The 10,793-nt window shown below is 65.6% G+C and carries 15 protein-coding genes; 7 read left to right on the forward strand and 8 right to left on the reverse strand.

Features of this window, described 5'->3' with window-relative positions:
• Positions 1 to 15: 15 nt before the first annotated feature.
• Positions 16 to 861 (reverse strand): helix-turn-helix transcriptional regulator, encoded by an 846-nt coding sequence (locus tag ABIB25_RS03165; RefSeq protein WP_354526939.1) that lies wholly within the window; start codon positions 859 to 861, stop codon positions 16 to 18.
• Positions 862 to 1,230: 369 nt separating this feature from the next.
• Between ABIB25_RS03165 and ABIB25_RS03170 the strand changes: the two genes are divergently transcribed.
• Both ABIB25_RS03170 and ABIB25_RS03175 read left to right on the forward strand, forming a co-directional pair.
• The gene (locus tag ABIB25_RS03170) at positions 1,231 to 1,629 is read left to right on the forward strand and encodes a DUF6228 family protein (protein WP_354526940.1); all 399 of its coding nucleotides are present in this window, start codon (positions 1,231 to 1,233) and stop codon (positions 1,627 to 1,629) included.
• Between the two features lie 323 nt (positions 1,630 to 1,952).
• Complete coding sequence (locus ABIB25_RS03175) at positions 1,953 to 2,579, forward strand: hypothetical protein (protein ID WP_354526941.1); 627 nt, start codon at positions 1,953 to 1,955, stop codon at positions 2,577 to 2,579.
• Positions 2,580 to 2,726: 147 nt separating this feature from the next.
• Here ABIB25_RS03175 and ABIB25_RS03180 read toward each other — a convergent pair whose 3' ends face one another.
• Positions 2,727 to 3,296, reverse strand: coding sequence for a GNAT family N-acetyltransferase (locus ABIB25_RS03180; RefSeq protein ID WP_354526942.1), 570 nt, complete (start codon positions 3,294 to 3,296; stop codon positions 2,727 to 2,729).
• 718 nt (positions 3,297 to 4,014) lie between these two features.
• The gene (locus tag ABIB25_RS03185) at positions 4,015 to 4,242 is read right to left on the reverse strand and encodes a DUF6199 family natural product biosynthesis protein (protein ID WP_354526943.1); all 228 of its coding nucleotides are present in this window, start codon (positions 4,240 to 4,242) and stop codon (positions 4,015 to 4,017) included.
• A gap of 285 nt (positions 4,243 to 4,527) precedes the next feature.
• Between ABIB25_RS03185 and ABIB25_RS03190 the strand changes: the two genes are divergently transcribed.
• Positions 4,528 to 4,923: a VOC family protein gene (locus tag ABIB25_RS03190; RefSeq protein ID WP_354526944.1), complete on the forward strand. Its 396-nt coding sequence runs from the start codon at positions 4,528 to 4,530 to the stop codon at positions 4,921 to 4,923.
• A 76-nt stretch (positions 4,924 to 4,999) separates the two neighbouring features.
• Here the strand turns inward: ABIB25_RS03190 and ABIB25_RS03195 are convergent, their stop codons facing one another.
• Positions 5,000 to 5,479, reverse strand: coding sequence for a hypothetical protein (locus ABIB25_RS03195; protein WP_354526945.1), 480 nt, complete (start codon positions 5,477 to 5,479; stop codon positions 5,000 to 5,002).
• 357 nt (positions 5,480 to 5,836) lie between these two features.
• On the opposite strand from ABIB25_RS03195, the gene ABIB25_RS03200 reads away from it, so the two are divergent.
• On the forward strand, positions 5,837 to 6,544 hold the full coding sequence (locus tag ABIB25_RS03200) for a hypothetical protein (RefSeq protein WP_354526946.1): 708 nt from the start codon (positions 5,837 to 5,839) through the stop codon (positions 6,542 to 6,544).
• 183 nt (positions 6,545 to 6,727) lie between these two features.
• On the opposite strand, the gene ABIB25_RS03205 is transcribed toward ABIB25_RS03200, so the two are convergent.
• Together ABIB25_RS03205 and ABIB25_RS03210 are read right to left on the reverse strand one after the other, a co-directional pair.
• A complete protein-coding gene (locus ABIB25_RS03205; RefSeq protein ID WP_354526947.1) occupies positions 6,728 to 6,868 on the reverse strand; it encodes a hypothetical protein in 141 nt (46 codons plus the stop codon).
• Between the two features lie 530 nt (positions 6,869 to 7,398).
• On the reverse strand, positions 7,399 to 7,608 hold the full coding sequence (locus tag ABIB25_RS03210) for a hypothetical protein (protein WP_354526949.1): 210 nt from the start codon (positions 7,606 to 7,608) through the stop codon (positions 7,399 to 7,401).
• Positions 7,609 to 7,662: 54 nt separating this feature from the next.
• Here ABIB25_RS03210 and ABIB25_RS03215 point away from each other — a divergent pair, with 54 nt between their 5' ends.
• Positions 7,663 to 8,589, forward strand: coding sequence for a septum formation family protein (locus tag ABIB25_RS03215; RefSeq protein WP_354526950.1), 927 nt, complete (start codon positions 7,663 to 7,665; stop codon positions 8,587 to 8,589).
• Between the two features lie 599 nt (positions 8,590 to 9,188).
• On the opposite strand, the gene ABIB25_RS03220 is transcribed toward ABIB25_RS03215, so the two are convergent.
• The gene (locus ABIB25_RS03220) at positions 9,189 to 9,449 is read right to left on the reverse strand and encodes an acyl-CoA thioester hydrolase/BAAT C-terminal domain-containing protein (RefSeq protein WP_354526951.1); all 261 of its coding nucleotides are present in this window, start codon (positions 9,447 to 9,449) and stop codon (positions 9,189 to 9,191) included.
• Positions 9,450 to 9,469: 20 nt separating this feature from the next.
• Positions 9,470 to 10,288 carry an acyl-CoA thioesterase/bile acid-CoA:amino acid N-acyltransferase family protein gene (locus tag ABIB25_RS03225; protein WP_354526952.1) on the reverse strand — a complete coding sequence of 273 codons (819 nt, stop codon included), beginning with the start codon at positions 10,286 to 10,288 and terminating at the stop codon, positions 9,470 to 9,472.
• Here ABIB25_RS03225 and ABIB25_RS03230 point away from each other — a divergent pair.
• Together ABIB25_RS03230 and ABIB25_RS03235 are read left to right on the forward strand one after the other, a co-directional pair.
• Positions 10,263 to 10,541, forward strand: a complete 279-nt coding sequence (locus tag ABIB25_RS03230; RefSeq protein WP_354526953.1) for a hypothetical protein — start codon at positions 10,263 to 10,265, stop codon at positions 10,539 to 10,541. The genes ABIB25_RS03225 and ABIB25_RS03230 overlap by 26 nt on opposite strands.
• Positions 10,542 to 10,640: 99 nt before the next feature.
• Positions 10,641 to 10,775, forward strand: coding sequence for a hypothetical protein (locus tag ABIB25_RS03235; RefSeq protein WP_354526954.1), 135 nt, complete (start codon positions 10,641 to 10,643; stop codon positions 10,773 to 10,775).
• Positions 10,776 to 10,793 lie beyond the last annotated feature (18 nt).

A 10,793-nucleotide genomic window follows, 5' to 3' on the forward strand; every position in this document is an offset into this window, starting at 1 on the left:
GCCCCCCGAGGGTGCTCAGCGCACGAGGTCCTGGATGCCAAGAACCACCGCGAGGGCGAGCCGGTCGGCGTCCTCATCCGCCGGATCGGCGGAGTAGATCATGAGCCGAACGTCGTCGGCGGCGACCAGGAGGATGTCGCAGTCCACGGTGATGAGGCCGACCGACGGGTGGTCGATGACTTTGCGCTTGGAGAGCTGCCGGTCGGTGGCGGCGGTGTCGGTGACCCACAGCCGGGCGAAGCGAGGACTGGCAGCGGTGAGCGTCCCGATGAGCCGGCGCAAGCAGGGGTCGGCGGGATAGCGGGCGGCGGTGCGACGCAGGTCCGCGACCAGACCCACCTCGAGGGCCGCCCGCTGGGTCGCGGTGAGCACGGCGCGGGTGCCGGGGCCGACGAGGTGTCGCCACACCGAGTTCCGCTCCACCCCCTGCCACCGCGTGGTGTCGCCCATGAGAGCGTCGTAGGGCGGGTTCGCGGCGAGCAGCGTCCACGCCGCGTCGTAGACCGCCACCGGGGTGCCGACCAGCCGGTCCAGCAATCGTTGGACGCTCGGGGTGATCCGCGAGGGAACCTGTCCGGGCCCGGGAACGGTGTAGCCGGCGAGTTCGTGCAGCAGTGCCCGGTCCGGGTCCGGCAGGCGAAGGGCACGCGCCAGGGACTCCACGACCTGCGCCGACGGCGACGTCGCCCGCCCCTGCTCGAGCCGCGTCAGGTAGTCCGCCGAGATGCCCGCCAGAGCGGCGAGCTCCTCACGCCGCAACCCGGCGGTGCGACGGCGGGTGCCCGCGGGCAACCCCACCACGTCGGGGGTGACGCGGGCACGCCACCGGCGCACCGTCCCGCCCAGCTCACCCACGTCCACCACTCCAGTATTCGGTGCACCGACTGCGGTTGTCCTGGCCCCACCGGTCCCCCCCACGCCACAGCACGACCGGAACGAGAACCCTGGCCAGGGATCTGACCTCGCCGGCCAGGGTGACGACCAAGACCCTTATCGTCCCGATCGCCGGATCCCCAAACGACGATCGAGCAGTGTTGGCCACCGCCGCCACGCAGGGTGTCAGCGGTCACCGGTAGACGTTCGGCTTACGGCGAGGCTCTGCCGAACAATCCTGTGGTTCTCCAACAGGGTCTTCATCTAGATCGTCGGCGTTGACGAGGCATCGCCGAGCCGCCGTCCTAGATGACCCGCTGTGGCAGCATATTGGGCGGAACTGCCAAGATCGGAAATATGGTCGAGGTCAATATCGGGTCGGGCGGGCAGGGATTGCACCTGGAAATCGAGACTCCGGACCACCTGCTGGCTACGTTGCGCAGCGACGGTCTCACAGCATCCTGCTGGGTGTTCTACGGCTACACCAACGGCCTGCAGGAACTCGTTAGATTCTTCGAACAGCTTGCTCAGGACTGGTCAGGGTGGCCAGGGACTCGCGTTTGGGAGTCCCTCGAGGAGGAATTGCGCATCGAGGCCAAACACGAACTTGGCCATGTCCAACTCCTCGTGACGCTAACGAAGACCCGCACCGGGTGGAGACCTGAGGGCTGGAAGGTGACAGTCCACCTGACCATCGATCCCGGTCAAGAGCTCGCCCAGATTGCGCCCGACTTGGCACAGTTGACCGACGGATAGCCCTTTTATCCGCCCCCATTGGCCCTGGACCACCCTTCGATGGGCCTGGGCCCGCGGAGGCGGGTGCCGATGCATCTCACTTGACGAACGTCCTACGGCACAGGCAGCGCGCCGGTTCGCGCATCAACGGACGGTGGTGGTCGTGTCGGAAGCCGATCGGCCTACAGCAGCCGGGCTGGCCGGTCTAGATCGAACCCGAGCCGTCCGATACCGGGTCGGTCTGGGACCGCGCCGTGGATAGACAAGCCGGGCAACCCAACGCCAGCAGTACGACTGCCGCGGTGCGAGCCCGTTCACGCAGCCGAGGAACATACCCTTCGTCTATGAGCGAAGAACTGCGGGGGCCAATTAGCGCGACTGACTTGATTGCCGAACGCAATCGACGTTTGCGCGACGACCCGCACTACCGTGCCCAGATTGAGAAACGCGACGCCGAGCGTGCCGAAAGGACACGCAGGGCTCGGGAGGCAGAGCAACCGATCCTGCAGGAACTGGCCGGTATCGGCGTCAGTGTCGACTCCGTGTGGGAGCTCCGCAAAGATCCCGATGCCGCAGCAAGGGCTGTTCCGGTGTTGCTGAGCCATCTCGACCACGACTACCCCGGTTCGGTCATCGACGGCATCTCATCGTCGATGAGCGGTCAATCCGCGCGAGCGCACTGGACCGCGATAAGGGCGCTCTACACGCGAACTGACAACGCCCATGTCAGAGACCGGCTCGCCGCGGTGATGAGTGGCTGCGCGATCAGGGTCCATTACCAAGACCTACTGTCCTTCGTCGGAGACGAATCCCTAGGCGAGTCGCGCATCTATTTCCTGCGACCGATCAATCGGATCGGGAACAGGATCAGCCCCGGCGCCGGTCGAAGCATCGTTAACTCGCTCGCAACCGACCCCATGATGGGCAAGGAAGCACGAGCGATCCTCGCCGGACGTGGCCCGAACGAGTAATCCCGCAGGGGTACCCGACTGGTCCCCGGGCCGCTTCAGACAGGCGAATCGGCCCTCGAGCCGCTAAGGTCGGCCCCTGCTCGGTGGCGGCGATGGCCGGAATCCGCCGCCGCTGAACGGGCCCAGTCACGCTCCGGTTGCCGATCGTTAACCGGCCCGTTCGAGGAGGTGGCGCATCACAGGACGCGAGGGGTAGGTACGTCCGATTTCGTGGAAGCCGGCAGCCGTGAACATCGACATGGTTCCTGTGAATACGGCTGCGGGCGACGGGCGTGCGCTCAGTCGGTCGACATCGACCGGATGCCCGTCGAGAACAGCGGCGCCCTGCCTGTTGGCGAACTGCGTCGCAGCGCGTAGCAACGACACACCGACGCCACCGCCGCGATGTGCGCGCCGTACGGCAAAGCAGCTGATCCACCACGCGGGGTCAGCGTTGTCCTGGGCGTAGAGCCGCTGCAAGGCCCGGTTCTCCGCGATCCCGAGTAGCGACGTGCGCATGACAACTCGGCTCCAGCCCGCGGGCTCGTCACCGACGTAGGCGATTAGACCGACGGGTGCATCGGCGCGCTCGATCTCGTCGCGCAGCGCGGTCGACCTGTCCGTTCCGCCCGGCCGGCGAAATCGCTGACACCAGCACGTCGAGCCACCCCGACCTGCGAAGACCGCGACTATGTCGTCCCAACGCTGCGCGGTCGCGGGGTGCACCGTGATTCTCACCAGCTCATTCTCTGACGAATAGCCCACAGCCTCCAAGAGGCGTCGGTGTTCCGGTACGCCACGCCCATCCCGGACGACCACGCCGACGATCTCGACGTACCGCAAGCCGAACGCTGACCGGTCAGCGATCGGCCTACTGAGTGTGGAGACCATTCGGGATGGCACCGTTGTGCCCCTCAGCTTCGGCGGCTCGAAGGGTGGCGGTGCAACCACACCGCGTTGCGGAGGCATTGTGCGAGGGCTGCAATCCCAAGGCTGGCAGCTGGGACGTAGAACCAGGCACCTGCTGATCCGCTTGCGAGGTGCTGGACGGCCTTGATTGTGAAATAAATCGCCAAAATGAGCATGATGATGGCCAGTTGCCAGGCTCGGCCGTAGCTCCGAGTCGTCACGTACCTGGGGATGTCCTGGTTGCTCACGCACTTGAGCATGACAGTTCAATACGAACGGGCCGATTCGATGCGTTGGCGCTTGGTCGGCTGCCTTCGTTTCCGCCCCGAATCCCAAACAGCAGCACGAGCGCCACGGTCGTTGAGATACTAATCGCGCCCCCCCCTCTCCACGATGGAGTCGTTGTGGGATGACCGGCTCGGCGGCGCGTACCAGGAACGTCCCGCTTGCCGATCGGTTACCGGTTCGGCTCTGCGGGTGGTGGCAGCCTTCCCGGCGCGGATGCACGAGTACAGCAGGGCCAAGGGCTCGCTAGCGGCTCTCCCTTCTACAAACTGCGGATGCCGGAAACCAGCATGCCTACCGATACGACCAGAAAGAAGCACCCGATGCCTCGGACGAACAGCAGTCCCGCCCGGCTTCTCTCCGGACCGTCGTCGGTGGCGTACTGCCACTGGTTTGCCTGCCGGAAGAAGCCCCCTCGACGCTGCCCGAACATCTGGGTGTTGGGCCTGAGTATGGCCACCAAGCCCACGACGAAGAGCACCACGGCCATGAAAATGAAGAACCACCCGGGACCGGAGTGAGCGTGTGGCAAAGACGCGAGGCTTGAGGTGCTGATTGAGGTCACACCGCAGAATAAGCGGCGGTAGCGACCCCAGTCAGCACAGGCAAGTCCACCTGGGGGTCGAGTAGGAGGCACAGTTTCGTGCTGCGCGGGTTGAAGCACGCCGACTCTCGGTGTGCCGTCCACCGATCGTGGACCGGTCATTCCAGATTTGGCGCTCGCCGCCCTCGAACCTGCTGGACGCTGGGCCCAGCGCGGGCCACGCTGGCCGTCATGACAGCTTTGATATCGCACACGTCCTTCGACAGCGTCGACGCCTACGCCTCATCTGTTTTCTGGGGGAAGGTGCTCGGGTTCGTTGAAGATCCGGACGACCCGAACCAACCTGGCGACCAGGAGTGCATGATCGCCTCCATCGACGGCACCCATCGTCTGCTGTTCATCGAGGTGCCCGACCACAAAGTGGCCAAGAACCGTGTGCACTTGGATCTGAAGCCGGCCGACGGCGCCACCCGGGAGTCCGAACTTGCCAGACTGTTAGCGCTGGGCGCTCGAGAGGTTGCCGACAGACGTCTGCCAGACGGATCGGGCTGGGTCGTGCTGGCAGATGTTGAATGCAACGAGTTCTGCATTCTGCGTAGTGACACCGAACGCGCAGCGGCACACTGACTGCGAGCGCCGGCCGGCAGCCGCCCTCCAACCCGCAGGCGGATCGGCCCGCGGGACTGCGGCAGGTGGCACCCGGCTATACGGGGCCGCCGTACGTGATAGCCACGACGCGCCCCAAGCCGTATCGCGCTTCGAAGAGCCGGTTCAGTGGATCAACGAAAGCGGCAGGAACGCCTGGAACAGCGACATAGCCTTCGATCGGATGCAGGCCGGCCCCTGTCCAGCCCTCTGTCATCACCCCTAGGTGTTCCAGGCCGAGCTCGTCACCTACCTTCGCCCAGTAGCGATTTTCCCTCTGGAGCTGCGTGTGGATGGCCTGCAATTCCGAACTCGACCTGGGCACGACTTGGAACCGGCACGACGGATACCGGCGTTTCGCTTCACTCCTGAAGCGAGCGACCTCGCTGTCACCGGCGGCCTTGTGAAGGAAGACCAACTCCCCGGCGACTGACTGTGCGCCGGCGCAAATTTGGGGCTCGTCGCGGATGCACCAATGACTAGCGGGTCCGATCACGTTGATATCAACCTTCAGTTCCCGCGACTCCGCTTCGCTCATGGGAACCAGTGTGTCAGCCGCCCTGTCTGCGAACGCTTCCGGGATGTTGGATACCGCCGCGGGACTCGGCCGGGGGTACCCAAATGGGTTGGAGTGGGAATAGCCGTGTTCCTACTCCGTCCGGCAGGGGGTCCCGTTACGGAGACGGGCCGCGGCCGGTGTCGTGGGGGAGGGTCAGATCGTCGCCGGGGGAGGTTCCTCCACCGGGCGGGATCCCTCTGCGATCGCCGGCCCGGCCGGACCGTCACCGGTCGGGTTCGGCTATTGAAGGTGTGCTCCTTCTACGGGTACTGCACGGCGCGTCGGCGCAGACGTCTTGCTCATCCCGTGGTCGTGGTGATTTACGCTTTGATAGTGGTGGACGACGACCTGATCGACCTCGAGGGGATGGAGGTTCCCCGGCGTCTTCTCGAGTTGCCCGGTGGCCCGCTGCCGGCGACCTGGGCTGGGCTTCCTTTGCATATCGAGGTGGGTTTTGAGTTCTCGTCGGGCGAGACGGCCCTGCCCGACAGGGGTTGGCGCCAGCTGGCCGGAACCGGTGATGGACTCGAGAACGACCCCAAGTGGGGCACTGTCATCGCTGCTCCGACCGGTGATGGCACGGGCAAGTGGCTGCTGATGCACCTCAGCCAGACGGACGTCGGGTGGAAGGGGTGGCTCCCGTGGGCGACCACGCCCCGTCCCGGACAGTCAATCCGCAAGCGTGGTCTTCGCCTCTCGTGGCCCAGCAGCCAGCTCGAAGTGACACCGTCAGAATTGCTCGGGCTGACGGTCACATTGCGCCGTGACGGTGGCGCACTGGCCTGGGACGCGGCTGACCGTCTCGACGTTGTCGGATGGGTGCAAGACGCGACCACGGGCGAGTCGCTCCCCTTCAACCCTTGGCATGTGTTCAGCGGCACGGGCGACGCGCTCCCGGCGGAAGTCACCAGCATCGACCTTCCGATCACATGGCTCACGACTGGCGTCGAACGGCTCGCCCCGGGCGAGTACCGGGTTATTGCGACCATCGCCTCGCTCAACGTAAAGGCTGATCCCTGCGGGCTTTCGTTGCGCTCGGCTTAGGACGGCAGCCATGGCGGGCCGAGGTTCATACCCGGAGCCTGACCGGAGCAGGATGCCGTTCCGGTCACCGACCCCGCACCGGTCACCGTTCGGCTTCCGGACGGGTTCTCCGCCGCGACGGGCAGCGGATACCAGAAGGGTGTTAGTTACCGGGTACTCGAGCGGGGACCCGATGCGGTTTGGTCAGATCTTGCTGTGGCGGCGTCGTGCGCCGGCGTAGGCGTAGGCGTAGGCGAGGGCAATCCCGATCAGCAGGACCAGACCCAGAGCTGCTGTCCACCAGTCGCGACTGATGATGCCGATCGCCGATGCGGCGACCGCCAAGACGAAAGCGATGATCAGTAGGACGCTGGGCCTGTATCGAGCAGCTGGGCGGTCCGTCGTTGGATTATCGCTTACCGGTCAGCGATCGTCCTAGGCAGCCGGGCTGGCCGGTCCAAATCGAGCCCGAGCCGTCCGATACGGCGTAGGTCTGCACCCCCTCAACACCATCGGGATCGGTACCTGCGGTGTCGCCCATCGAAGTGAGCTCATCGCCACCGCCGGCACAGACACGCCGATCAGCAGGAGCACACTGGAGAACAGTTGTCGTGAGCAGGTGCAACGCACCACAAAGATTCCTAGCGGCACACCTGGTGTGACCGCGAAGATGCAAGCCGTTGACCGTGACGGGCACCGGGTGGACGGCGCACAGATACCAGCGAACAGCTCGCTGTCGTGCGGGATCGTCGTCACCAGCGCTCAACGCCACCTCACCGGCAGCCTTCTCGCGTGGGGGACCGAGCCGCTGCCGTGGAACTGAGCCATGGTGGTCCGCTGAACCCTTGGGCCGGCCGCCAGGAACTGTCCCGCCCTTAGCGGGGGACGAAAAAGTCAGGTTGGCTGCCCGGCGCGACGCCCATCGCGGCGAGATCTTCGGCGTCCAGATCCACCAGGTCTTTCGGTAGAGCTCTGGAGAGCCCATCTGGACACACGACCACGTCGCCAACCTTCGGGACACCCGGTGAGCGACGCATCGACCACCAAGCCAGCACCGCGTGCAAGTGGACTCGTGGGGCCTTCATCCCAGCAGAGTAACCACTCCTTTGAAGGCCAGCAGATTGAGGGAAGATCGCGGCATGAGCAGACGAATGATCGGTGTGGCGGTCATCATCCTGGTGCTCCTGGGCGCCCTCGCGATCGGCTCCGCCCGCAGCATGCCCGTGGCCGGTCAACCGGAAGCGGTGCCGGTGCCCGGCGCGCCAGCTGTTGGCACCTGTCTGCGGCAGCCGGTGACGGGCGTCAACACCGTCACGTCTCAAGGCAATCAGCCCATCTTTAACAGCGTCGCCATCGGCGATTGCACCGGCGTGCACTACGGCGAGATCGTCGCCGTCGTCAATCACCGACTCCCCATTCCCGCTGACTCCCCGACCGTGCTGGACCCCTACCAGAAGTGGTGCAGCCCCGCCCTGGATGCCTGGACCGGCCCCAGAACCGATCCGTTAGAACAGAACTGGGTGCTGGAGTTCAAGTTCATTCGGCAGGTGTCGATCGTCTTCGCCGGTCCCGATCAGCGACAACTGGCCTCCGGGCAACTGTGGGTGGCCTGCATCGCGGTGCCGCAGGTGACGGGCTCGACAGGGGGGACCAGCACCCCGTACGAGAAGTCCATCCGCAACGGGTTCACCCGCTTACCGGCACCGCCGGGGCTGTCCACGTGCTCGGAACAACAGTCGGACACCTATGCCACGACGCAGACCATCGACTGCACAGGTCCACACCGCGCAGAAGTGCTGGGCCACAGAGCTCTCAACACCGATTCAGGTGCGCCCCTGACCGCGGGGGAACAGCGTTCCTGCACCCAATTCGCCGCGAGCGTCACCGGCATGGCCGACCCGACGGCGGGCGGCCGCCTGACGATCAAGATGCAGGTGGCCGAGCCGGCCGATGCCCAGCCAGGAATGTGGGCCGACGCCTGGTGCGTGATATCGCCCAGCAGCATCACCCAGTACCTATACGGTCCGCTGCTGGGACTGGGGAACGCACCGGTCCCTCTCCGATGACCACACTCACCTGCGTCAGGACCAGTCCTCAGCCACGCCGCCCCATAGACGACCTTGGGCGGTCGGCGTTTCGTACGCGGGATTGGCCAAGGGCGGCTGCCGGATGCTGACGGGCAACGCTGAGATCTTCCTGGACTTGGACGGCAAACGGGTCGAAGGTCATCCGGAGCTTCCATTCTCCCACCACTTGCCGTTCGGCGCTCTGACGCAGTTCGACGTATCTGTGTCGTAGAATCCGGGATGTCCGTTGCTGACATCGGTTTGCACGGTCACGTACATACCGTCGAAGGAGTCGGCCGCTTCGACGGCGATCACGCGTGCACGAGCTGCGGGCGTCGATCGCCAACCAGCGAGCGCTGCCTCCTCCGGACTGTCAAACAGTTCTACGCCAGGAGGCGCAGCTCCTTTACGGGTCATGAGCCCAACCGGAGTCCGCCGTGCCGGGACTACTTTGGTGGCACAGCCACACACGACGACCTGGACCACTACGGACTCCACAAGCCGATCCCGTTCCGGTGACCGGCCCGCACGGTCGTCGGTCCAGGTTCGAGCCTCGGCGCTGAACTGAGATCGTCTTACCGCCGCGTAGGTCACATTCGTCAGTTGGTTTGCGCGGTGAGGAAGGCCAAGATCTTGGGCCAGGCGTCGGCCCGCGCTGCTTGATCGGCCTGGTAGGTGCCTCCGGCCTGAAGTAGCTGTCCGTCGGCGATCGTGGCCGACGTGGACGTCGATGGCAGGTAGGGCAGGGAGAACCCGGCGAAGTGACCGGCGTCGGGATAGTCTAGCACCGTCGCCGGTGGCCGCCCGTGGGTAGTCAGTCGGGTGTTGATCGCGGCGCTGTTGGCGCATGATCTCCACACTTCATCCAGGCCACCGCAGATCAGCAAGATCGAGCCGCTGATCTTTCCACCGGTATCGCGGCCGGGCTGGTGGGCGACTGGAGGTCGAAATCCGAGGGCGGGCCCGTGGGGACTGGCGCGCCGTCCCTGGTCCAGGCGGCGACGGAGTTGTCCGGCAAGCCGACAACGGCCTCGGCGCTGGGTACCGCGCCGATGACGGCATGCACGAGGGTCGGGTAGTCAGCCGCGGTGAGCAGAGCGGCCTCGCTGCCACGGGAATCGCCGTAGAGCACGATGCGATGCGGATCCACGCCGGGTTGGGCGGCCAGCAGCTGCGCTGCCCGCTGGAAATACTCCAACGGAATTTTCTCCAGATTTTGCGGTAGGTCAGGTTCGTCGAAGTAGGCCACCGCCAGGGCCGGGAAGCCGTGGGCGGCCAGTAGCGCGGCGGTGATGGCCGAGTTGCCCAGGCCACCTTCGGATCCGCCAAAGACGAGCACCGCCGGCGCCGGACGCGTCGAAGTGCTGGCGGGCTGGAACATCTCGCCGTAGACGCCATCGGCAGATGGCCGCAGGTCCCGTTTGTGCAGCGCTGCTGCGCTCGGCAGCAGCCGAGTGATCGTGGTGGAGGCGACCGTCTTGCCGCCCACGGCGACCGATTCGACCATGGTCCACGGATCGGGTGTGGTGAAGTAAGCGCCTGGACGGCCCGGGGTGAGGGTCTGGGTCAGACCCATCGGATCGGCGATGAGATAGCTACCAGCATTGGGTGCCTGTGTGGTGGTGAAGGCGCCGTCGGCGTCGGTCTGGAACTGCGCCTGCGAGGACCAGACCGTGCCGTCCTTGGCGGTGCTGCTCAACTCCAGCGTCACCGCTGCGCGCGGCATCAACCCGGACACCGTGGTGACGAAGGGTGTGTCGTACAAGGCGCTGACCGGCCTGACCGAAAGGTTCACCTGCCCGGCAGGCTCCGAGACCGCCGTGGACGAAACAACGATTCCCGTCGCCGAGGTCGGCCCGGTGGGCTTCTGGCTCGAGGCGCCCCCCGCGGCGTGGCTGCACGCGCTGATCGTCATCACCATCACGGCCACCCACAACGCCGGCATGCGGTAACCCCTCCGGGGGCTGCTCGATCTCAGCACCACAGCAGTTTGCCACCATCACCTGCACTCTCATCGCTGAGGTTTGTCCCCGGACTGGGAGCGTCATCTGGTGACCACAGCGCGGTATGCCTCGGACGCACCTGAGGTCAACATCGTCACCGCAACGGGATCGTTGACCGGGCCGGTGGAGGATGTAGATGCCCATACAGTGCTGATGTGGATGCGACAGGTGTGGGAGTGCTGACCTGGCGGCTGCTGACCG

This window comes from Nakamurella sp. UYEF19 (assembly GCF_040546275.1).
Taxonomy (GTDB): Bacteria; Actinomycetota; Actinomycetes; order Mycobacteriales; family Nakamurellaceae; genus Nakamurella.